Origin of the sequence: Polaribacter sp. AHE13PA (assembly GCF_019278505.1) — a bacterium.
Classification (GTDB): Bacteria; Bacteroidota; Bacteroidia; order Flavobacteriales; family Flavobacteriaceae; genus Polaribacter.
Window position 1 is genome coordinate 2,296,070 of sequence record NZ_CP058985.1, and the last position, 23,563, is coordinate 2,319,632.

Genomic DNA, 23,563 nt, shown 5'->3' on the forward strand with positions numbered 1-23,563 from the left:
ATTTTTTAATCAACTGTAGGTTTCCATTCTAAAATCCCTTTTTCCTTTAATTGCTTATAATACTTTGCATGAAGCGGTTGCTCCCTTATTCTTTTTCTATTTTCGTTAACCATTAGAGGAATAGAATTACTCCACCATTCATCATAAGGTTGTTTAAAATTCTCTATCACATCAGGATTTTCTGAAGCCACATTTTTACGTTCTCCAGGGTCGTTCATAACATCATACAGTTCTTTATTGTTTACAAAACGCCATTGCTGACTTCTAATAGCCATTTTAGTATATTTAGCTTCTTCTACTTTTCCTGTTTTCCATCTTCCACAATGCGTAAACATCAAACGGTCTTCCCAGGTTGTTGCTGTGTTTTCTAATAATGGAATTAACGATAATCCTTTTAAAGATTGCATTGTTTCTGACAATTTAGCGCCAGCCAATTCTGTAAAGGTTTTGTATAAATCTATATGAGCTGTAAGTTGGTTGATATCTTTTCCTTCGGATAAAACGCCTTTCCAGTAAAAGAAAAGAGGTACGTGATTTCCACCTTCATTAGGCGAATTTTTTCCACCTTTAAGATTGGCATTAAAATGTTTTACTTTTTTCCCATTTAAAGTTCCTCCTAAATGTGTTGCACCATTATCTGTTGTAAAAATTATTAACGTATTATCTAAAACATCCCATTCTTTCAGTTTTTTTATCAACCTTCCAAAATTATCATCAATGTTTTCAATCATTCCATATCTTCCAGCAGTACCTTCATCATAACCCAGTTCTAAGAAACGTTTTTTATAAGATTCTGGAGCAATTAATGGAGCATGAGGCGCATTTAATGATAAATACGTAAAATATGGTTTATTAGCATCGATTTGTTGTTTTGTCCAAGCCAATCCTGCATCAAAAAACACATCCGTACAAAAGCCTTTCGTTTTTACAATCGTTTTATTGTGAAGTAAGACATTGTCAAAATATAAGTTTTCTTTATTCGCAGGGAAATCGCCTAAATTGACTTGACCAATACCTCCAGCACCATGCATCAATACTTCATCAAAACCTCTGTTTTGAGGGAGATATTCATCTCCATCTCCTAAATGCCATTTGCCAAAAAGACCTGTTTTATAACCTGCCGATTGCAACGCTTGTGGAAGTGTGTAAACGTCCAAAGCCATTCTTTCACGTTCTAATATTGTATGCGTTACACCTGCTCTAAATTCATGGTTACCACTCATTAATGCAGCTCTAGTTGGTGCGCAAGTAGGGCTTACATGATATTCTGTAAAACGTGTTGATTTTTGATAAAAAGCATCAATATTTGGCGTTTTTACAACTTGATTCCCCATACAAGAGAAATCTCCCATACCTTGATCATCTGTCATTACAAAGATGATGTTTGGTCTACTGTTTTTTAGCTTTTTTATGTTTTTTTGTGAATACGCTATTTTTGATAAAAATAGGAAACACAAAAAACAAGTAGTAACGATATTTTTCATGTTTCCTGTTTTTTATTATTTGGCTTTATGGAATTCTTTTTTCCATAAAAAATTATAACTCTATGAAAGACCTATTATCTATTTTTAACTTCTTTTAAGGGTTTAATTTTTTTTCTTTTTCTTCTTTTTATTTTTTTTCTTTCCTTTTTTAGGAGCCTTTATTAACTCATGAAATTTACTTTTTACCATAAATCTATTTTCATCAATAAAAATAACTCCACATTCATGTACATCTTTTGGTACATTAAAAGTGTATTCTAATTTGTTTTTACTAGCTTCTAAAGGTACTTTTATGTATGTTGTGTGTAATTTTTTCTTTCCTGTAGCACTTGGTTTATCAGAAATTTTAATAAGCGCATAACTTTCAATCACATTCGATTTTCCTTTTTCTAATTGAATAGTCACTGTACGAGAATTCGCATCAAAAACATCATTCACAATAACCGGAATAGCGGCTGCATCTTCTTCATTTTTAAATTTAGAAGGGTCTTTATATGGCAGCTTAGCATCGTAATCTTTTAGATACTTTTCTAGTTTAGCAGCTAACTTCTTAACAATTTCAGGAGATTCTGCTGCAATATCATGTTGTTCTTCTAAATCATATCGCTTTCCATCTTTATACAACCGATGCAATACATATTTACCAGAATTAAAGTTTTTATACAATTTATAGTCTCCAGATCTAATAGCCGATTGGTTTTTAACATCGTCTCCATAAGGATAGTGCCACCATAAATCTTCTCTAGGGTTTCCTTTGCTATCTTTTACATCCTTTTCGTTATTTAACAAGACCTTAGAAATATCTAATCCGTCTAAATCATCTCTATATTTAGAAGGTATTTCACTATTTGTCAGGTTTAAAATAGTTGGATAAAAGTCTAACTGATTGATTAAAACATCTTTTGTTTTTTCCTTTGGAATACTTGGTCCAGAAATAAGCATTGGAACTCTAATACCACCTTCTTCAGAGTATTTTTTACCTTTATCTAAAGGCGCATTGTCAGACATTACTTCTGCCTTACGAGTTTCCGCTCCACCATTATCCGATGAAAAGAAGATATACGTAGTTTCGTATAATTTTTTACCAGGATTTCTAGGGTCATCTGTTTTCTTTAACAAATCTACCACACGCCCTAAACTCCAATCTAAGGTAGTTACCATAGCACCAAAATAAGGATTGTTCTGACCTTCTTTAGTCCATTCAGCATCTACTTCTGGAAGCTCTACCCCTAATTTATCACAATAATAATCTAATAATGCGCGATTTTTTGTGTGAATAGGATAGTGTACCATCCAATGTGCTAAATATAAAAAGAAAGGTTCTTCTTTACTTTCGGTAATAAATTTAAGTGCATTTTCTGTAACGGCATCCGTTGGATAAGAAATTCCTTCAGGATTTTCCTTTGTAAAAGGAAAATATTTTTCTTTACTTAAACGGTATGGATCATTAGCATCATTTGTTGCAAAATTAGTCAAACGAGTGTCTGGTTTTTTAGGACCTGTGTGTGCCCCTCTAGATTCATGTACAAAATCAAAACCTTGATTGGTTGATTTTTGAATTTTAAGTTCTCCTGCATGCCATTTCCCTACATGAGCTGTTTTATAACCATTCATTTTTAAAGCTTCTGCGATGGTAAAGTTTTCTGGCATTAATCCTGATGGAAAATAAGGACTAATATATTTTTCAGCTCTCTGAGCCTTAGGAACTCCTCCTCCACTTACATTGGTGATGCCTGTTTTAGCAGGATGTAATCCGCTTAAAAGTGCAGAACGAGAAGGCGCACAAGTTGGTGCCGGAGAGTATGCGTTGGTAAAATTGATAGCATCTTCCGCTAATTTGGCAATGTTTGGCGTATCCCAAGCACAAGGCGCATCTAAATCGTTTAATTGTACGTCTTGCCAACCTAAATCATCCGCATAAAAAATGATGACATTTGGTTTTATTAATTTAGAATTCTTTTGACTATTCATTGTATTAGAAACAAATAGTGATAAGAATAATAAACCTAAAAGATTTGTTTTATTTTTCATCGTAAGTATTTTAAATTTTATTTGTTTTAATTATTTCTGTTTTTCTTATTTTTTTTAGATTTTTTTGGTGATTTTAAAGCATGAAATTTACTTTTAACCATAAATCTGTTTTCATCTATAAAAATGATACCCGCTTCTGTTACTCCAACTGGAAGCGTTAAGGTATATTCTGATGTCTTTTTATTAAATTCTCCTTCTAATTTTGTAAAAGGTTCGTGCACTTTTCTTTGTTTTCCATTTTTTGAAACGGCATGTAAATCTTTGTAAGATATCAATCCATAAAACTCAATAACTTTAGAGTTCCCATTTTCTAATGTAACCGTAATTTTACGTGATACAGGATCAAAAGAATCTGATTTAATTTTTGGAATAGCAGCTACATTTTCTGGTTCTCCTTTTATTTTTGAAGGATTTTTATAAGGGAATTTAGCATCGTACTCTTTTAAATACTTTTCTAATCTTGTAGATAAATCTTTAACTATCTCTGGAGACTGTTCTGCAATATCAAATTTCTCTTCTAAATCTGCTCTTTCACCATTTTTGTACAAACGGTATAATTCATAATTACCTTTTACATGGTTTTTATACAATTTATAATCTCCCGCTCTTATTGCAGATTGCATTTGAAATTCACGATTGTGAGGAAAATGCCACCATAAATCTTTTCTTGGTTCTCCATTATTATTCTTGATAACAGTTTCATTATTTAACAAAACTCCAGAAATATCTAATCCATCTAAATCGGAACTGTACTTAGTAGGTATTTTACTATTTGTAAGGTCTAAAATTGTTGGGTAAAAATCTAATTGATTTACCAACCCATCATATACTTTTCCTTTTGGTATACTTGGTCCAGAAATTAGCATTGGTACTCTAATACCTCCTTCTTGAGCATATTTTTTTCCTTCATCTAATGGAAAATTATCTGTAACTATTTCTTTACCTACGTGTTCAACAGCCCCATTATCCGAAGAGAAAAAGATGTATGTAGTTTCGTATAATTTTTTACCAGGATTTCTAGGGTCGTCTGTTTTCTTTAGTAAGTCTACCACACGTCCTAAACTCCAGTCTAAAGTTGTTACCATAGATCCAAAATAAGGATTTGTTTGACCTTCTGTTGTTACAGGGACATCTTTTGTTGGAAAATCAATTCCTAACTTATCACAGTAATATTGTAATAACTCACGGTTTTTAGTGTGAATTGGAGAATGTACCATCCAATGTGCTAAATATAAAAAGAAAGGTTCGTCTTTACTTTCACCAATAAATTTAAGAGCATTTTCAGTAATTTCATCATATGGGTATGAAATTCCTTCCGGAGAATCTTTGGTAAAAGGAGGATATTTTTCATCACTTAAACGGTAAGGATCATTCTTTGCTTTTGTTGCAAATGTATTCAAACGATTGTCTGGTTTTTTAGGTCCTTGATGTGCTCCTCTAGATTCATGAACAAAATCAAAACCTTGGTTTTTTGATTTTTGAGAATCATCATGTCCTGCATGCCATTTTCCAATATGTCCTGTTGTATATCCATTCATTTTTAAAGCTTCCGCAATTGTAAAATGTTTTGGAAACAATCCTCCTTCAAAAAAAGGTGATATATAGTTTGGACTTTGCTCTGCGTTAGGCATTTGCCCCCCAGCAACGTGTGTTACTCCTGTTTTGGTAGGATGTAACCCACTTAAAACAGCACATCTAGATGGCGCACAAGTAGGTGCAGGAGAATATCCGTTTGTAAAATTTACAGCATCTTCAGCTAATTTTGAAATATTAGGCGTTTCCCATGGGCTTGGTTCGTCTAAATTATTTATTTCTGTATCCTGCCAACCTAAATCATCAGCATAAAAAATAATAACATTGGGTTTTATTAAATCCTTTTTTTCTTGACTAATAACATGATTAGAAAAGAACAATAAAATTGCTAGTGATGTTAAAATTGATTTCATTTTTTTTAATTTGTTATATTAATTCTAGGACGTAAAGTTTTATTTATAGTTTAATTTTGATGTTTTATTTTTGATATCTAACCAGACATCTACATGTTCAAATTTTCTAGTATAGATGTAGCCTTCGCGTTTTGCAAAACCCAAAGGTTTTCCTAAAGGCTTTTCATATTGTGGAAATGTTTTTAACCAAACAGCAGATTTTTCAGTTCCATAGCCATCATGCGGATAAACATAACTGTATTTTTCTGCACAAACTAAAAAAATAGCTAATAGATACTCTAAGCGCTTTGAAAAATCTTCATGTTTACTTACTTTTTTTCTAACATCATCAATACCTGCTTCGGCATTTTTTAATTCTTTGCCAATACCAAGAGACATGGCTATTACTTTTCCTTCTCTTGCAGATTTTTGTACAGCTTCTATTCCCTGTGCTAGGTAATCTTCATAAGCCATGCCAAAACTTTCATGCTCAAAACCTTCTATATAAGAGCCGTCAAAGAATTTTAAGTATGCTCTACCCGAATCTTCAAATTCTGGTCGAACACGAAGAATATTTGCTATGAGTAAATTATCATCTCCTAATTGTGATTCTAAATCTGCCATCATTGATAAGTAACCAGATTTAATAGCTTCTTGCTTTTCTTCTCCAACACGACTATTAAAAAAACCAGGAACTAATACTTTTATATTAGCATCTAAAAAAATACCATCAATAAATGGATTTTCAGTAACCTTTTTCACATGATGTAACCAATACTTACGCACATAGTCTTCTGATATGTCAAAGAATCCTGTTTTGCCATTTGGCATTACCGAATTTTGTCCTTTAGCATTGATTAATAAAGCTTCTGGATGTTCGTATAAAAAATTTTCATCTTCAGAATAACCACCCCAATTGATAACTACATTTTTATAATATAATATTTTAGCATTCGGATTGATTTTTTTTACAGCTTTTGCCGCTTTAATAGTTCCTTTTTCTGTAGACCCAAAAGTTTTGCTTCCTGTTGTTTTTTCAAAAGTGATTAATGGAAATTTTGATAAATATTGAATCTCTTTATTAGAAAAAGAAGTTGATTTGCGTAAATGCATATACAATGGCATTTTATCCCAAGAAAATTCTGGCAACTTATTTTTTACCAAATTTATAGTAGAAGTATCTACATTTTGTGTTTTACACGAACCTAAAGTAAGTGTTAAAACAATTAATAAAAATGAAAATTTAGAATCCATTTTTGATATAAATTAGTTTAAAAATATTTTAAAACAAATAGCTGGCTGATTCGGTAATTTCTTAAAGTTATTTTTAATAATTAACCCCTCTTTTTCTTGCTGCCAAGTAACTTTTTCATCACTTCCTAATAATTTAATTTCTTTTATTTTCTTTTGTAAAACACCACCTTTATGTAGTGTTTTAATTAAAATATCTTCTGTTGGTGCTGCTAAAACAAAAGCAAAAAGATTTCCATCTTTTGTCGTAATACGAATGTCTTTTTCAGAGAATTTTTTTAGATTCTCACCGGCTCTTTTAGTAACTATTTTTAAAGGACCTTCACCATAAATTTTCCAAGGTCTGGTGTTGTAAATTCCATCTTGATTAATTTTTACAAATGCACCAAAATCAGACAACATTTTTATTTGATTATCAGGAATCGTTCCATCGCCTTTTAAAGCAATGTTAATCATAACCACACCATTTTTACTTATGGCATCAATAGCATTACCTATTAATACATCTAAAGACATTTTGGTAAAAGAATTCTTTCTATAAAACCAACTTCCAGATAAATCGGTTGCCCAAATCCATGGATATTTTTGTTGTTCACCAAACATACCTCTTTCTAAGTTGTAAGTAAATGCCGCTTTATTCTTTTTTATATCTTTAAAAGATAAAACGGTTGTTTGTTTTCCGTTATTCTCTTTTAAATCTCTATTTAAGTAATCAGAAAATAATTTAACACCCAATCCTTTTCCGGTTTTTATTGTTGGATAAGGAGAATCGTTATTAAACATATCTGGATCATATTTCTCTATCAAATCCCAAGAACGTTTGTACCAATGTTGGTTCCAACTATCTTGGCTAGCAAATTCGAAAGAATCATAATCCATGTTAAAGAATTCCCATTCAGGAGTACCTTCTTTCTGAAATTTTCTTGCAGTTCTAAAAAAACGAGGAGACCAATATAAATGAGTTGAAACTCCGAATTTTAAATCATATTTTGTTGCAGCATTTTTCCATTCTCTAAGAATGTCCTTTTTGGGGCCCATTTTAACAGAGTTCCAAGGAAAAAAAGAATCATACATATCAAAATTATCATGATGCGTTGCCACTGGCATAATAAAACGAGCGCCACATTCTTTCACAAACTTTACAATTTCATTGGCATTAAAGTTTTCTGCTTTAAAGTCTTTTATAAATTTTTCATAACCAAATTCAGATGGTTTCCCATATCTTTCTGTATGCCATTTGGTTAATTTTACAGTTCTCATTCTGTCTGGTTCGTTTCTGGCATCGTAATCTGTATCACCATACATTCTTCTTCCATAATGCGATCCATCTTCTATTCTATTTTCATCAATAGAAGAAGGAATTCCCCAATGCATCCAAACGCCAATTTTACCATCTTGAAACCATTCTGGTACCTGATAGTTTTTTGCCATGGATTCCCAATTAGGAGCAATTGTTTTTTGAAACTGATTATTCTGACAGAAAACAAAAGTTGCACTTAATGTTAAAAAAAAGATTGTTGTAAATTTCTTCATTACTTAATTCATTTATCAGGTAAACAAAGTAACTATTTACCTATTAACAAACGATTCTCTATTCCATCATTTTTTTGCTGTAAAAAATAAAGATCAATAACAATAAAGAGAAAAAGGTTTTATAGAAAACAAAAAAAAGAGGCACTATTAAAAGCAATATTTTCTTTAAACACCTTATATATAGCACGAAAACCAAGGTATATTTCTAGTTGTTTTTTAAAATGAGCAAAGAAATGATTGAAATAAGAAGACCCTTTGTTTAAATAAGTTAGAAATTAGCATCAATAAACTAAACCAAATACACATGAAAAATATATTAACTATTATTATTGTTGTTTTGATGTCTTCTTTTACTTTTTCACAAGAAAATGTAATTAAAGGTAAAGTTACAGACGAGAGTAATACACCCTTACCTGGGGTAAGTATTATTGTTAACGGAACTACTAATGGTACAGTCTCTGATATGGAAGGGGAGTATATAATAGAGGTAAAGAAAGTTAATGCAGTAATGACATTCTCTTATTTAGGCTATAAGACTAAAGAAATTGCAATAGCAGATAAAAAACAAATTAATGTTCAAATGGAAGTTGATGCGCAATCTTTAACAGAGATTGTGATTACAGGAATTCGTGCTTCTAATATATCTGAAGTGAGAGCTAAAAGAGAAGCAGCTATAGTTATAGAAGCAATTACTCCAGAAGATATTGGAAATTTTTCTGACACCAACGCAGCAGATGCTTTGCAAAGAGTTGCAGGTGTACAAATAGAAAGAGATGTAGATGGAGTTTCTGGAGATAGAGTTTCTATTAGAGGAATAGGGCCGCAATTTGTTGGTGTAACAATGAATGGACGTACACCAATCTCTGCAGGTAATGAAGGGAAATCAGATTTTAGAAAGTTTAACTTGAATGTGATTCCTACCGAAATTATTTCGGGAGCAAGAATTCATAAGACAACGCAGGCTAAAGAAGTTTCAACAAACCTTGGTGGTACTGTAGATTTTCAAACGATAAGACCGCTAGAAGCAAAATATAGAAAGAAGAATTATTTTGCCAGTGTAAATGTAAGAGGTGCGTCTAATTCAACAATTGAAGATCTTGATTTTGGTCAGAGATTTTCAGGAGTTTATGGAACGAAAATAAATGAGAAACTAGGTGTTGCACTTTCAATTATTTATGCTGATGAAGACAATATAAAAGATGAAGCTTCTTTAAGAGGAATTACACAGGGTATAAATCTTACGGATGAAAATGGGACAGAGTATTCTGATGTAATTGTTGGTAGAACCATTAATAATTCATTGTTAAGAAAAAATGAAGTGCGTTTTGCAACATCTGCAGCTATACAATGGAGACCAATAAAAGAAATAGATATGGTATTAGACTATACTAGAACAACTGTAGAAGCTAATTCGGATAGACAGCAATTTCAGATAGGTTTGGGAAGTACAGGAGGTACTCAATTATTAGGGGGAAGCCATATTTTTAATGAAGGAGATCTTGATTTTAATGGAAATATATTAACTTATATTAGTCCTTCTTCAGAAGACAATGTTAGGACTACCATTACAAATGCAAATCAATTTTATGACAATCACTCAACCAATAATATAGTTGGTTTAAATACAACATATAAACCAATAAATAAATTAAAAATCATTTCAGATGTATCGTATTCAGATTTAAATTATTTTCAAAATTTAACGCAAATAACTCACAGAGTTCAAGGACGTAACGGAGGATATGATCAAACAAGTTTGGATGTTGATTTGAGAGGGGATACTCCTGATTATGGATTACCCGTAGAGGCTTTTGATCCAGCTTCTTTCGACCTTAATAGAGTTTCACGTAGACTTATTAGAACTAAAGGGTATAATTATGCAGCAAAAGTTGATTTTGAATATGAGTTAAAGAAAAAATCAAAAATATCTTTTGGATCTAGATATTCGGTAACTGATTTTGAAGCTAGACAAACAACTTCTTCGCATACTGATAGTGATCAATTAAGTGGTTTATATGGAGGTATTGTGGCTGACCTAAATTCTAGTGGTGCTTATACTGATCTTTTAGGAGAGATTACGGGCGTAGGTTTTAATGAAGGTAATGTTGCTGGTTTAGAAAACGGATGGGTTAAAGTTCCAGGGCAAGCTGTACTAGATTTAATGCCAGGTTATTCTGATGTAGATGGAGGAAGTATTTTTGATTTTGATGTAGATTTAAAAGACGTAAAGGCAGAAGAAAATAATCTAGGTTTTGATGCTAGAAGATCCTACGGTGCAAATGAAGCGAGTACCGATTTTTATACACAAATGGATATAAAAACAGCGCTTCTTAAGCTTCCTGTAAGTTTAAATTTTGGAGTTAGAGCTGTAAGAACACAAAATAAATCAAGAGGATTTAGTGGGGTAGCATTTGAAGATGCAGATACTGGCGATGATTTGGATGAGTTTTCAATAGAGAATTTTTATTATGAAGTAGAAACTTCAAGATGGGATGTATTACCTAGCTTTAATGCCAATTTTACGTTACAAAAAAGAACAAAATTAAGATTTAGTGCTTATAGAGGAGTTTCAAGACCAAAGTTTGTAGATCTAATTCCAAACAATGAGATTACTTTTCTATCCAATATTGCCCCTGAAGATGCAGCAGACTTAGCTAATTCGGGACTAAGAGGAACTATTGTATCTGGGAACCCTGATTTAAAACCTTATACAGCATGGATGTATGATACTACTTTAGAATTTTATACTAACAACGGAGGTGCTTTTATTTTTAGTGCTTTTTATAAAGATCTCAAAAATTACATCGTAAAAGCAGTAACACCAGATCAAACATATCCAGGAGAAGAATTATTAGGGATAGCATTACCTAATGGAACAGGTGGTACTGATGATTTAACTGGTTTGTTATTTGATATAACCAAGCCAATAAACATTACAGATGGACAAATTTATGGTTTTGAAGTAGGATTGAATCAACACCTTTCTTTTTTACCTGGTTTTGCAAAAGATTTTGGTGTAAAAGCTAATTATTCTTACGTTGAAAGTGAATTTGATGGAGATTTAGGGGAGCAAGCCGATGGTTTTCCTGGTACAGCTAAGCATAATGCTAATGGAACTTTGTATTATGAGCGATCTGGTTTTTCTGTAAGATTTACAGCAGCTTACAGAGGTGATTACCTGAGTAATTTAGGAGCTATCGGAGGAAATACACGTGCAGATGAACCACACTACACTGAAGGAAATACTACTCTTGGAATTACCGTTAGAAAGAATTTATTAAATAAAAAATTACAACTTAGTGCAGGAGTATCTAACCTTACAGGTGAGGATATTCGTAGGTTTCAAGGAGGTGATACTCGAAATTTTTCAGCTTACTATGCTAGAAACCCTATTTGGAAATTAACGATGAGATATAAATTTTAATAGAAAAAATAGTTGATTCAAAATAAATTTAATTAGAATATACACATATGTTTAAAAAAGGATATTTAATTTTTTCCGTTTTAGTACTCTTTATCGGTGTCTTAGATATAAATTCTCAAGAACCTAAAGAAAAAGGAATGGAAGAAATGTGGGGAGAAACGAAAGTTTCTGGAGATGCTTTAAAAAGTGGAAAAGCAAAATTGTTTGATGAAGGTAATTACGGAATGTTTATTCATTGGGGATTGTTTTCAAACCTAGCAGGTGTTTGGGAAGATAAGACCTATTATGGTATTGGAGAATGGATTATGAATCCTAGAATGGCAGGTATTCCTGTGGAGGATTATAAGAAAGTTGCTAATAATTTTAATCCAACAGGATTTGATGCTAAAGCAATTGCTCAACTAGCAAAAGATGCTGGTATGAAATACATTATTATTACAAGTAAACATCACGAAGGATTTGCCATGTTTGATAGTAAAATAAGTGATTTTAATATTGTAGATGCCACTCCATTTGGTAGAGATCCTATGCATGAATTATCAGATGCTTGTCATGAATTAGGGTTAGGTTTTGGCTTCTATTATTCGCATAATCAAGACTGGACTGCTCCAGGTGGAACAAGAGGCCCTAAAGTTGATGAAAATGGAAAAGAAGCTACATTTGAAGATTATTTCTACAATAAATGTAAGCCACAAGTAAAAGAAATATGTTCTAACTACGGACAAATTGATTTTGTTTGGTTTGATACTCCAGGAGATATGGAGGAAAAATATGTGGTAGAATTAGCAGATATGGTAAGAGAATTACAACCAAAAGCAATGATGTGTAGTAGAGTTGGTTATGGCTTGGGAGACTACGCTAGTGTTGGAGACATGGAGGTGCCTACAAAAAAAATTAAAGGATTATGGGAAACTGCAGATACAAACAATGATTCATGGTCTTATGCTTGGTATGATAACAACTTTAAGAGTCCTAAAGTAATTTTAGGAAGAGTTATAGAAACTGTTGCAAGAGGTGGTACTTATTTATTTAATGTAGGTCCAAATCAAATGGGGGTTATTCCAGAAATTGGAGCAAAATTCTTAAGAGAATCTGGAGATTGGTTAAAGAAATATTCTCAAGTTGTTTATAACGCTAATCCATCACCTTGGAGTTACAAATTACCTTGGGGAGATGTTACAACTAAAGACAACTCTATGTTTTTAGCGGTTTCGGAATGGCCTACAGATGGTAAATTATACTTACCAGGATTAAAAACCAAAATTAAATCAGCATATATTGTTAATCCTAAAGGGAAAAACAAAAAAGTGAAGTTTAATCAAAGTGATGATACTGATTGGGTTTCTTTTGATGTGCCTTATAAAGCACCAGATGATTTAATTTCTGTTATTGAAGTAAAGTTTAATGAAGATGATACAATTTTAGTAGAAGATAATTCTTTAGGTGTGTATCCAAATACCGATACTGTTTTAATTACAGAATTTGGAGAAGCTAAAAATGCAACTCAATCTAACAAACGTTGGATGGAAAAGTTTGGTGAATGGAAACATGCTGATCAAGTTAGTGATTGGAAAGAAAACGGAACAATAACATGGAATATTGATGTTAAAGAAGCAGGTTACTATTACTTAGATTTATCGTATGCAGGTAAGGAAAGGTTGGTATGGAAAACTGTTACAGATGAAGGTGTAACAGTACAAAACCAACAAGCAGCTACAGAAAAATATGTTTTTTATAGCATGGGTATCTTAGAATTTAAAACTCCAGGGTTACATACAATTACAACATCTTTAGTTGAAGGAGATAAAAAAACATCAAGTTTAAAATCTCTAAAATTAAGACCAATCAAATAAATATAAGAATAATGAAAACCCCTTTTTCACATACATCTTTGTTCCTAATTTGTTTATTTTTAGTGCAAACAGCATTTTCTCAAAACGACTCATATTATCCAGATTTTAGTTGGGATAAAGTTCCTGTAGCTTTTCACTTTGGAAAAAAAGGAGATCTTTTAACAAAAAAAGAGGCAAAATTTATTGCTAGCCATTCCAATTTTGTGGTATTAGAAAAAGCACATGGTTTTCCAAAATATAAATATTCTGAAGAATCAATTGCTGCAGATGCTAAAGTTTTAAAAAAGCTGAATAAAGATGTAAAAGTGGTTTTTTATTGGAATGCTTTTTTAGATTATTCTATGTATAAAGCACATGATGAATATCAAACAAAAAAAGATTTGTGGCTAAAAACAGCAACAGGCGAGTTCGATTTAAAAGACAATAAAATGAAACGCTATGATTTATCTAATCCTGAGTTTAGAGATTGGTGGTCTAATGTAGCCAAAGAAAATTTAGAGAATAAAAACATAGACGGTGTTTTCTTTGATGCACTAAATCAAGTAACCAGTCCTGGGAACAAACGTTTATGGGGAATTGATAAATACAATGCAATTCAGCAAGGATTAAAAGATTTAATTAAAGAAACTAGAGCTAAAATTGGTGGTGATAAAATTATTGTTTACAACGGAATTCGTTCTACACCATTAAGAAATGCAGGAAATGATTTTCCTGAAAACACAGATGCCATTATGATTGAGCATTTTGGATATTTTAATAGCAAAACAAAAGAAAGTATGCTAAAAGATATTCAAGAAATGGAAAAAGCGGGAAAAAGTGGGAAAATTGTAGTTTTTAAATCTTGGCCAGAAAATGCTTGGTTAAACAAGAGTTTTATGGCGAAATCAGAAAAAGAAAAAGAGAAAATTTCTAAAGAACACTTAAATTTTGCTTTAGCTTCTTTTTTGGCTGGCGCTCAAAAACATTCTTATATTATTTACAATTGGGGCTATCGATTAAGTATGGGATCGCTTTTATGGTATCCAGAATTTGATAAACCTTTAGGGAGACCTTTAGATGACATGCAAACAAACGGTTGGATTTTAACCAGAAATTACGAACATGCAAGCGTTTGGGTAGATTTAGAAAAGAAAAAATCAAGAATCGACTGGAAAAAATAGAGTTATGAAATTAAGTAGCTATTTTTATTTATTCATATTGATAGTTTTATCATCTTGTCAAAAGAAAACAAAATTACCAAACGAAATAAGTAAACCTAATATTATCATTTTTTATGCTGATGATATGGGATATGGAGATTTAGCAATTCAAAACCCAGAATCTAAAATACCTACGCCAAATTTAGATCAATTGGCAAAAGAAGGCATGCTAATGTCAGATGCACATAGTTCTTCTGGTATTTGTACACCTAGTAGATATGCACTTTTAACGGGTAGATATCATTGGCGAGATTTTAATGACATTGTACATTCCATGGGCCCCACTGTTTTTAAAGAAAACCAGGTTACTTTGCCTAAAATTCTTAAAGAAAACGGTTATCATACAGCAGCTATTGGCAAATGGCATTTAGGTTGGGATTGGGAAGCCATCAGAAAAAAAGATTTTACTCAGAAAGAAAAAATAATACGAAGAAAAAAGGAATTAGAAATTTGGCCAGCACAAGCGTATGATTGGAATAAAAAAATTCCTGGTGGACCTTTATCTATAGGGTTTGATTCTTATTTTGGAGATGGAACTATAAATTTTCCTCCATATACTTGGATAGAAAATGACAAGGTTACAGAAGTACCAACATTAACATTACAACATCCAAAAGAAGATTTTGCTTTAGAAGGTAATTGGGAGTTAAGACCAGGTCCATCCGTAAAAGATTGGGATTTTTACAAAGTTTTACCTACTGTTACAAGTTCTGCCGTAACGTTTATTAAAAATCAAGAAAATGCACAAAAACCTTTCTTTTTGTACATGGCATTTCCTTCTCCACATGCACCAATAATTCCGAATGAAGAATTTAGAGGAAAAAGTAAAGCAGGTCCTTATGGTGATTGGGTGTACCAAACAGATGATGCAGTTGGACAAATTTTAGAGGCTTTAAAATTGATAAAAGCAGATGAAAATACCATTGTTATTTTCACTTCAGATAATGGCTCAGAAATATATGCTTACAATCGTATTAAAAACTACAATCACGATAGTTCACATCCCTTTAGAGGTGTAAAAAGAGATGTTTACGAAGGAGGACATCATGTACCTTTTATCGTAAAATGGCCAAAAAAAATAAAACCAGGTACTACAAGTAAGCAATTATTTAGTCAAATAGATATTTTAAATACGTTAGCAACTATTACAAATAGTAAAGTACCAAAAGGTTTTGCACATGATAGTTATAATTTTTCGGATATTTGGTTAACAGAAAATAATAAGGTTGTAAGAGAAAATATTATTCATAATACATTTACATCCAAATATGCCGTTAGAAAAGGAGATTGGTTGTATATCAATAATAAAGATGGTTATCATGCTAGAATACCTAAATGGTTTAAAGAAGGACAACGTTTTAAGGCAGATAAAGATACCGTGCAACTTTTCAATCTTAAAGACGATATCGGACAATCTACTAATTTAGCAAGTCAATTTCCAGAAAAAGTAAAAGAATTAGCAGCAGATTTAATCAATCAACAGAAAACAGAAACATTTCAAAATTAAAACTATTATGAAAATTTCTTCATTAAGATATATCACATTATTACTAGTTATATTTTCAAGTGTTTCTTGTAATAACAGTAAAAAAGAAGTTGAAAAAGCAAGTGAAATTACAAGGCCTAATATCATTTTTATTTTTGCAGATGATTGGGGTTATGGAGATTTAGGCGTATATGGCAATAAAGAAGTGGTTACGCCAAATTTAGATAAAATGGCTGTAGAAGGAACAAGGTATACGCAGTTTCATGTTACTAGTGGTGTTTGTTCTCCGAGTAGATCATCCGTTTTAACAGGACATTTTCCTGCAAGACATGGTATTCATGGTCACTTAGCAGCCCATGATTTTAATGTAAAAAGAAATATGCCAGATTATTTAGACGATTCCTTACCAGTTTATTTACCAAAAACAATGCAAGAAGCAGGGTATAAAACAGCTCATTTTGGTAAATGGCACTTAGGTGGTGGTGGTTTGCCTAACGGCGATCCTAATGCACCTGAACCAAAAGTGTATGGTTATGATGAAACCAGAGTTTGGAACGGAAATGGACCAACTTGGAAAGGTGATAAAAAATGGCCAACAACTAGATATATGGATAATGATACACTTTGGGTACAAAGTTCTAGTAGAATTGTTGTTGATGAAACCATTGATTTTATCAAAAGAAATAAAGGAAAACAACCAATGTTTATAAATCTTTGGTTGAAAGATCCACACACACCTCTTTGGCCATCAGAAGAACAACGTAAACCTTTCAAAGATTTATCTCCAAGCAAAGAAACGTATTATGCTGTTTTAAAAGATGCCGATTTTCATGTTGGAAGATTATTGAATTCTTTATCAGAAATGGGATTGGATGAAAATACATTAGTGATTTTTTCTAGTGATAATGGTCCAGCAGGATGGGGGCCTTCTAAAGAAGCAGGTTCTACCGCAGGTTTAAAAGGTAGAAAAGTAGACATTTATGATGGCGGAGTTAAAGTGCCTTTTATTGTAAAATGGAAAAATCATGTTCAGGCAAATAAAGTAGATTCTACAAGTGTACTTTCTACAGTAGATTTATTGCCAACATTTGCCAGTTTAGCACAAATAGAATTGCCAAAAGACTATGCTATTGATGGAGAGAATATAACATCTATTCTAGAAAATGAAAATTTTGAAAGAACAAAACCATTGTTTTGGGAATGGCGTTTTACAAATTTGAATACAGATCATTGGGCTGAAGGAGCCGTTAGAAAAGGCGAATGGAAAATGTTATTTAATGATAAAATTAATAAAACGGAATTATATAATATCACAAAAGATCCGTTTGAAAAAAATGATTTAGCAGAAAATAATGAAGAAATTGTAAACGAGCTTAAAAGCTTGTGGCAAGATTGGAAAGAAGGTTTGCCTAATTAGGTTTAAAACTGTTAAATAAAACAAAAGCTTATTATCTACTTTTTAAAATAAATTAAAATGAATAAAAAATTAGTATTGCTAATTACTCTTGTAGGAATTGCATTTTCGTGTACATCTCAGTCTAAAAAAATTACAGATTCTAAAGTAACCAAAAAACCGAATGTAATTATTGTTATTACAGATGATCAAGGTTATGGAGATATTGGGGCGCATGGTAATACATTGGTAAAAACGCCTGCTTTAAATAAATTTCATGATGAATCTGTTAGATTAACAGATTTTCATGTTGGGCCAACTTGTGCACCTTCTAGATCTGGTTTAATGACCGGTAGATATGCAGATAGAGTTGGTGTTTGGCATACAATTGGGGGCGTTTCTATATTAAGAAAAGACGAAGTAACTATGGCAGATGTTTTTAATGAAAATGGTTACGAAACTGCCATGTTTGGTAAATGGCATTTGGGTGACACCTACCCTTCTAGACCACAAGATAAAGGTTTTAAATACACTATTTCTCATGGAGGTGGTGGCGTTGGTCAGACTCCAGATTATTGGGATAATGATTATTTTGATGATACGTATTTTAAAAATGGAGTACCAACCAAATATGAAGGATATTGTACAGATGTTTGGTTTGATGAAGCTATAAAATATATTGAAGAAAAGAAAGACCAACCGTTTTTCGCTTATATTTCTACAAACGCACCTCACCTACCCTATAATGTTCCAGAAGAATATTATAACAAATACAAAGATTTAGACATTCCGGAGTTTCAAAAAGTATTTTACGGAATGATAACCAATGTAGATGACAATTTTGCGAAACTTCAAAAGAAACTTGAAGATTTAAATATTGCAGATAATACAATTGTTATTTTTATGACTGATAACGGTACCGCTTCTGGGTATAAAACTGTAGGTGGTAAATTATACGGTTTCAACGGTGGAATGAAAGGAACTAAAAATAGCGAGTATGAAGGTGGACATAGAGTACCGTTTTTTATATCATACCCAGGTAAAAATATTAACGGAGGAAAAGATGTTACCGATTTAACCGCTCATTTAGATATTTTACCAACATTGGCAACTTTGTGTGATTTGGATTTTCCTGAAAGACAAAAGAAAATTGATGGTTCAGATATTTCTTCTTTGCTTTTAGGAACTGAAAAAACCATTGGAAGAGAATACTTAATTACAGATTCTCAACGTGTACAAAGTCCTATAAAATGGAGAAAAAGTGCTGTAATGTCTGACAAAATGAGATTGGTGAATGGTACAGAATTGTATGATATTGCTAAAGATCCAGGTCAAGAAAATGATATTGCAAAGCAATTTCCAGAAAAGGTAGAGAAAATGCGAGATTTTTATAATGAATGGTGGAGTTCAGTTTCTACAGAATTTAATCAATTTCCTGAAATTATTCTAGGTTCTGATAATCAAAATCCAATAGAGTTAACATGCCATGATACACATATTCATGAATCTCATCTTCCTTGGAATCAAAATTATATAAGAGATGGAAAAAAGAATCCGAAAGGCGGCTTTTTTACTGTAAATTTTGAACACTCGGGTTCTTATAAAATAGAAATTAGTAGATGGCCATTTGAAGCTGGTTTAGCTATTAATGATGCTGTTGCTGGTAGAGAAGGAACATTATCTACAGAAGCCATTAATGAAGGAAATGCGATGACTTTTAAATCAGGAGTAGTTAAAATTGGAGCTTGGGAACAAAAATCACCAATAGCAAAAGGAGCAAAATCTTTAGCTTTTACTGGTAATTTTACAAAAGGAAAAACAGATATGAGTGCTTGGTTTGTAACTGATAAAAATGTAGACTGGGGAGCATACTATATTAAAGTAACAAGAATCTCTAAAAAGTTTACTTTGTTAGAATAATTATGTTAAGAGATACTGCCGAGTGTTAAAAAATTAGGCAAGCTGTGTTTTTTAACCCTGTATACAGCTCAAGAGGTTGCAGGTTTAAATCTCGCCATGGTCACCAATAAAACCAGTACTTTCCAACGACTTGGAAATTACTGGTTTTTTCATTTGTAGAAAATTTGACTACTTTTCTATAATTAAGATTCTTTAAATAATTTTTATATCTACAGAAGTTCTACTTTGCCAACCAGTTACATCTGTTACAGAATACGCACAGTGATAATCTCCGGGGTCTATATCATTGGGGATTGTAATTGAAATATTAATTTCATAACTAGTTACTCCATCTACTATCGAATAGTTTTCCATAAATATTAATGGATTTACAGCTGTTTTTATTGCTTCTAAATCACATTGCACCCCTTGATCGTCATGTGTATGGTGATCAAAATTATGATGAATATCAATACTATAAGAGGCTAATTCTTTATTATCTGTAACCTGAGCTTTAAAATTATAGGTTTCTCCTCTTAAAAGTTGAGTACAGCCCTGAGGAAATCCTTCATTATAATTAATAGTAATTGTTGGCTTATCTAAGTCCTTATCAATGCTGTTATCATCTGAACAAGCAGCAATGCATATTATAAATGATAAAAAACAAATATATTTTAGTGTAAATTTCATTTTTATAGAATTAAAACCGCATAACAACATTTAATGCTATGCGGTAATTTTATTTTTAATTAAGCCGTAACATCAATATGTGTTTCATATTCTTTCGTATTTCCATCTTCATCTTCTACTGTAAAAATGATATGATACTCACCAACTGGAGCAGTTGCAGGAACATCTATATGCTCATGAAACTCAATAGAAGTTTGCTCATGATACTTTTCTAAAAACTCTTGTTCAAAATCCCACTCTACCTCTCCATCAGCAACAGTAATTCCATGTGCATGTGCATCCACAGAAACACTGTGAATACCATTTACAGCATCAATCATAAATTCTGCATGAAAATCACTTCCTCTAGCTACTGTGCTGTCAATAGAAATATCGCTTAAAGTAATAGGGTCTAAAATTTGTATATGCCCGTCTACTTCTGTACTATTACCTAACTCATCTGTAACCGTTAACTCAACATGATATTCTCCTGCAGGAATATTTGAAGGAACATCTATATGTTCATGAAAAGTAGGATTAATTACCAAGTACTCTGTATCTGTAAATACTTGTTCAAAATCCCATTGAACCTCATCTTCTCCTAAAGCCAAATCATGACCATGTATAGAAAGCGTAATACTACTTACAATAGCCTCTGCATTAATTTCTGCTTCTAAATGAATATCCGATCCTTTATAAGCTACTTGATCGGTAGTGTGTTCACTCCCTTTTCCGTACTCAAAACCTGAGATTATTGGAGCATTTAAGTCCAAGGTTTCATCACTACTACATGATTGTAAAGTAATTCCGACAAAAGCGATTACTGCTAAAAATTTAAAATTTGTTTTCATAATTTTGGTTTTCATTTGTTTTAATTTAATTACTGTTTATTGATTATTGATTAATTTTAAAAAGGAACTGTTACAGATAAGGATAGATTTCTACCTGCTTCTGGCACATCTATCAATCTGTAAAAACTAGTGTGATTGTAATATTTTGTATCGAATACGTTATTCAACTTTACACGTAAATGCACAGGATCATCATTTTTAAATACATTTACCTCAGCTAAAAAAGACATATTTAACACCTGATAACCTGCCGTTTTTTCTTCCGGAGGTACAATTTCATATTGAGCAGCAGTAATTCTATAATCTGCCACTAATTGTGGTTTCTTAAAAAAGAGCATTTTTTTAAATTGATAATTGGCAGACAGCAAACCTGATAATGGTGGAGAAAAAGGTAGTGTAAACCCTTCTTTTGGTCCGCTAGTTTGTCTAGAATACACATACTCTACAGAAGCATCTAATTGCAAGTTTTTAGATATTGTGGTATTAGCTCTAAACTCTCCTCCTACTCTAAAAACCTTGGCTTGTGTGTATTCATAAATTTGCAAAGTTTCGTAATAATTAGAAGTCGGATTTAAATAAATATAGTTTTGAAATATATTTACAAACGGACTCACCCCAACACTAAACGATTTTCTAGTATGATCGATATCAATATCTAATTGATATGATATTTCTGGATCTAAATCTAAATTTCCTCTTTCATAACGATACATGTGATAGTTCACTCCGTCTGATGCCAATTCATTAGCCAAAGGCATTCTAAAACTTCTACCCACATTTACTTTATACGTGGTATTGTTATTAATGTAACTTAAACCAAGAGAAGCACTTAAACTACCAAAATTCAACACTTTATCTTGTGCTCTCTGTAAATACTTATAAGAAATAGAACCGTCTTCATTATTAATTGTTGACGGAAACCAATCATTATACGATTTAGTATCTATCAACCCTAAATCATAACGAACACCTGCTAAAATGTGTAAGTTATGTTTGATTTGAAAATGATCATAACCAAAAACACCTGCTGTAAAACGGTTATACTCCGGAATTAAAAACCCCCAACCACCAATATTATTATCTTGATATTCCGCATTTACACCTAAAACCATATCGTGTTGCTCATTTGGCTTAAATGCATCTTTTATATTTAAAGAATAGGTGCTTTTATTAAATACCCGTTCTTTTGTGTCTGAAGGTTTTGGCATATAACCATCCGGAACCGGCTCTGAGTGTTCTTCTCTTTGATTGTTTTGATAACCAAGATCAAAATGTATTTTATGGTTACTCGTATTTAAAGATGTATTATTAGTGATTTTAAAGTGATTTACTTTATGAAAAGGTAAATCGATATCCCTATTAGAACGATCATAATCGATACTAGAAGTTCTTACCTCTAAACCATGTGCATTTGCAAAAAATCCGTTTTTAGCATTTACATTGCTAAATGTAGTTTCTGATGTAATTTTATCAGAAACATAACCAATACTTATACTTGCATCCGCCTCATTACCCGCAGTATTTCTTAAATTATTATCATATAAATCAAAAATGTAATTTTCATAATTAATTTTATCCGTGGGCACCTTATAATCTCCGTAATCTCTATACGTTAATCTACTTCTGTAAAACCAATTCTCTTTTCTAGATTCAATCCCTGCAGAAATTCCTAATAAATCATTATTACTTTCTCCCAAAATATTTACTTCTCCACTAAAAGAGTTTGGTAACGGAATTTTATTAGGCTGAATATCTATAACACCAGCAATAGCATCTGATCCATACAACAAAGAAGCGGGACCTTTTATAATTTGAATATTATCTATTCCCTGTTGGTCTATTTCTAAACCATGATCATTTCCCCATTGTTGCGCTTCATGCTTTATACCATTTTGTACCACAGCAACTCTATTAAAACCTAAGCCTCTAATTGTAGGTTTCGATTGCCCAGAACCAATACTAATTGTACTAACTCCTGGTATTTTACTTAAAGTTTGCATCAAACTATTTTCTCTATTATTGTCTAAAAATTCTTTAGAAACAACATGAGAAACAATCGGATTCTCTTTTAGCACTCTTTTTTTTGATTTTCCAAAAACCTTAATTTCATCTAAAGCTGTAGATGATTCTTTTAAGAAAATCGGCATGGTAACTATTTTAGATTTTACAGTGACTGTAACGGTTTTAGCTTCGTAACCAACATGAGAAATTTTGAAAGTATAAATACCTTCTTTCTTAATATCTATTGTAAATTCCCCTGATTTAGATGAAATTGAAAATGAATGTTCTCCTACAACATTAACACCTTCTAAAGGCTGCAAGTTGTTATCATTTAACACAGACCCTTTTATTTGATAAGAATCTTGCGCAAACGCACTAGAGCACAAGCTAAAATATAGCCATATACTCAACATATTTTTAAACATAATTGTATACTATAAGATTTGAACATTTGTTCTTAAAAAAGAACCACGACAAAATCTATACACACATAAAGACTAACCAATAGCTTGCTTTATTAAACTGACACATAGTAACAACTAAGCTGTTTAAAACATCCATAAA

At 31.9% G+C, this 23,563-nt stretch carries 14 protein-coding genes; 6 read left to right on the forward strand and 8 right to left on the reverse strand.

The window, feature by feature from the left end:
* Positions 1–5: 5 nt before the first annotated feature.
* From H0I28_RS10005 to H0I28_RS10025, 5 genes are all read right to left on the reverse strand, one after another.
* Positions 6–1,484, reverse strand: coding sequence for an arylsulfatase (locus tag H0I28_RS10005; protein WP_218759016.1), 1,479 nt, complete (start codon positions 1,482–1,484; stop codon positions 6–8).
* Positions 1,485–1,586: 102 nt separating this feature from the next.
* The gene (locus H0I28_RS10010; RefSeq protein WP_218759017.1) at positions 1,587–3,515 is read right to left on the reverse strand and encodes a sulfatase; all 1,929 of its coding nucleotides are present in this window, start codon (positions 3,513–3,515) and stop codon (positions 1,587–1,589) included.
* Between the two features lie 26 nt (positions 3,516–3,541).
* On the reverse strand, positions 3,542–5,461 hold the full coding sequence (locus H0I28_RS10015; protein WP_218759018.1) for a sulfatase: 1,920 nt from the start codon (positions 5,459–5,461) through the stop codon (positions 3,542–3,544).
* 39 nt (positions 5,462–5,500) lie between these two features.
* Positions 5,501–6,694 (reverse strand): putative glycoside hydrolase, encoded by a 1,194-nt coding sequence (locus tag H0I28_RS10020; RefSeq protein ID WP_218759019.1) that lies wholly within the window; start codon positions 6,692–6,694, stop codon positions 5,501–5,503.
* A 12-nt stretch (positions 6,695–6,706) separates the two neighbouring features.
* The gene (locus H0I28_RS10025) at positions 6,707–8,224 is read right to left on the reverse strand and encodes an alpha-L-fucosidase (RefSeq protein ID WP_218759020.1); all 1,518 of its coding nucleotides are present in this window, start codon (positions 8,222–8,224) and stop codon (positions 6,707–6,709) included.
* Positions 8,225–8,528: 304 nt separating this feature from the next.
* Here H0I28_RS10025 and H0I28_RS10030 point away from each other — a divergent pair, with 304 nt between their 5' ends.
* The 6 genes from H0I28_RS10030 to H0I28_RS10055 are packed head-to-tail and all read left to right on the forward strand — an operon-like array spanning position 8,529 to position 19,499.
* Complete coding sequence (locus H0I28_RS10030; protein ID WP_218759021.1) at positions 8,529–11,648, forward strand: TonB-dependent receptor; 3,120 nt, start codon at positions 8,529–8,531, stop codon at positions 11,646–11,648.
* Between the two features lie 47 nt (positions 11,649–11,695).
* Entirely contained in the window at positions 11,696–13,501 is a 1,806-nt protein-coding gene (locus tag H0I28_RS10035) for an alpha-L-fucosidase (protein WP_218759022.1), read from the forward strand.
* A gap of 11 nt (positions 13,502–13,512) precedes the next feature.
* Positions 13,513–14,661: a putative glycoside hydrolase gene (locus H0I28_RS10040; RefSeq protein ID WP_218759023.1), complete on the forward strand. Its 1,149-nt coding sequence runs from the start codon at positions 13,513–13,515 to the stop codon at positions 14,659–14,661.
* A gap of 4 nt (positions 14,662–14,665) precedes the next feature.
* Positions 14,666–16,207 (forward strand): arylsulfatase, encoded by a 1,542-nt coding sequence (locus tag H0I28_RS10045; RefSeq protein ID WP_218759024.1) that lies wholly within the window; start codon positions 14,666–14,668, stop codon positions 16,205–16,207.
* A 7-nt stretch (positions 16,208–16,214) separates the two neighbouring features.
* Positions 16,215–17,603: a sulfatase gene (locus tag H0I28_RS10050; RefSeq protein ID WP_218759025.1), complete on the forward strand. Its 1,389-nt coding sequence runs from the start codon at positions 16,215–16,217 to the stop codon at positions 17,601–17,603.
* A 57-nt stretch (positions 17,604–17,660) separates the two neighbouring features.
* Entirely contained in the window at positions 17,661–19,499 is a 1,839-nt protein-coding gene (locus tag H0I28_RS10055; protein WP_218759026.1) for an arylsulfatase, read from the forward strand.
* Positions 19,500–19,691: 192 nt separating this feature from the next.
* Here H0I28_RS10055 and H0I28_RS10060 read toward each other — a convergent pair whose 3' ends face one another.
* From H0I28_RS10060 to H0I28_RS10070, 3 genes are read right to left on the reverse strand one after another with little or no spacing between them, the layout of a single operon-like run.
* Positions 19,692–20,168 carry a DUF4625 domain-containing protein gene (locus H0I28_RS10060; RefSeq protein WP_218759027.1) on the reverse strand — a complete coding sequence of 159 codons (477 nt, stop codon included), beginning with the start codon at positions 20,166–20,168 and terminating at the stop codon, positions 19,692–19,694.
* Between the two features lie 59 nt (positions 20,169–20,227).
* Positions 20,228–20,998 carry a DUF4625 domain-containing protein gene (locus H0I28_RS10065; RefSeq protein ID WP_218759028.1) on the reverse strand — a complete coding sequence of 257 codons (771 nt, stop codon included), beginning with the start codon at positions 20,996–20,998 and terminating at the stop codon, positions 20,228–20,230.
* A gap of 56 nt (positions 20,999–21,054) precedes the next feature.
* The gene (locus H0I28_RS10070; protein WP_218759029.1) at positions 21,055–23,412 is read right to left on the reverse strand and encodes a TonB-dependent receptor; all 2,358 of its coding nucleotides are present in this window, start codon (positions 23,410–23,412) and stop codon (positions 21,055–21,057) included.
* Between the last annotated feature and the right edge of the window lie 151 nt (positions 23,413–23,563).

Bases quoted from the DNA above. Each gene is read 5' to 3' on its own strand.
- H0I28_RS10005 (WP_218759016.1), bottom strand. From the start codon at position 1,484: ATGAAAAATATCGTTACTACTTGTTTTTTGTGTTTCCTATTTTTATCA.
- H0I28_RS10010 (WP_218759017.1), bottom strand. From the start codon at position 3,515: ATGAAAAATAAAACAAATCTTTTAGGTTTATTATTCTTATCACTATTT.
- H0I28_RS10015 (WP_218759018.1), bottom strand. From the start codon at position 5,461: ATGAAATCAATTTTAACATCACTAGCAATTTTATTGTTCTTTTCTAAT.
- H0I28_RS10020 (WP_218759019.1), bottom strand. From the start codon at position 6,694: ATGGATTCTAAATTTTCATTTTTATTAATTGTTTTAACACTTACTTTA.
- H0I28_RS10025 (WP_218759020.1), bottom strand. From the start codon at position 8,224: ATGAAGAAATTTACAACAATCTTTTTTTTAACATTAAGTGCAACTTTT.
- H0I28_RS10030 (WP_218759021.1), top strand. From the start codon at position 8,529: ATGAAAAATATATTAACTATTATTATTGTTGTTTTGATGTCTTCTTTT.
- H0I28_RS10035 (WP_218759022.1), top strand. From the start codon at position 11,696: ATGTTTAAAAAAGGATATTTAATTTTTTCCGTTTTAGTACTCTTTATC.
- H0I28_RS10040 (WP_218759023.1), top strand. From the start codon at position 13,513: ATGAAAACCCCTTTTTCACATACATCTTTGTTCCTAATTTGTTTATTT.
- H0I28_RS10045 (WP_218759024.1), top strand. From the start codon at position 14,666: ATGAAATTAAGTAGCTATTTTTATTTATTCATATTGATAGTTTTATCA.
- H0I28_RS10050 (WP_218759025.1), top strand. From the start codon at position 16,215: ATGAAAATTTCTTCATTAAGATATATCACATTATTACTAGTTATATTT.
- H0I28_RS10055 (WP_218759026.1), top strand. From the start codon at position 17,661: ATGAATAAAAAATTAGTATTGCTAATTACTCTTGTAGGAATTGCATTT.
- H0I28_RS10060 (WP_218759027.1), bottom strand. From the start codon at position 20,168: ATGAAATTTACACTAAAATATATTTGTTTTTTATCATTTATAATATGC.
- H0I28_RS10065 (WP_218759028.1), bottom strand. From the start codon at position 20,998: ATGAAAACAAATTTTAAATTTTTAGCAGTAATCGCTTTTGTCGGAATT.
- H0I28_RS10070 (WP_218759029.1), bottom strand. From the start codon at position 23,412: ATGTTGAGTATATGGCTATATTTTAGCTTGTGCTCTAGTGCGTTTGCG.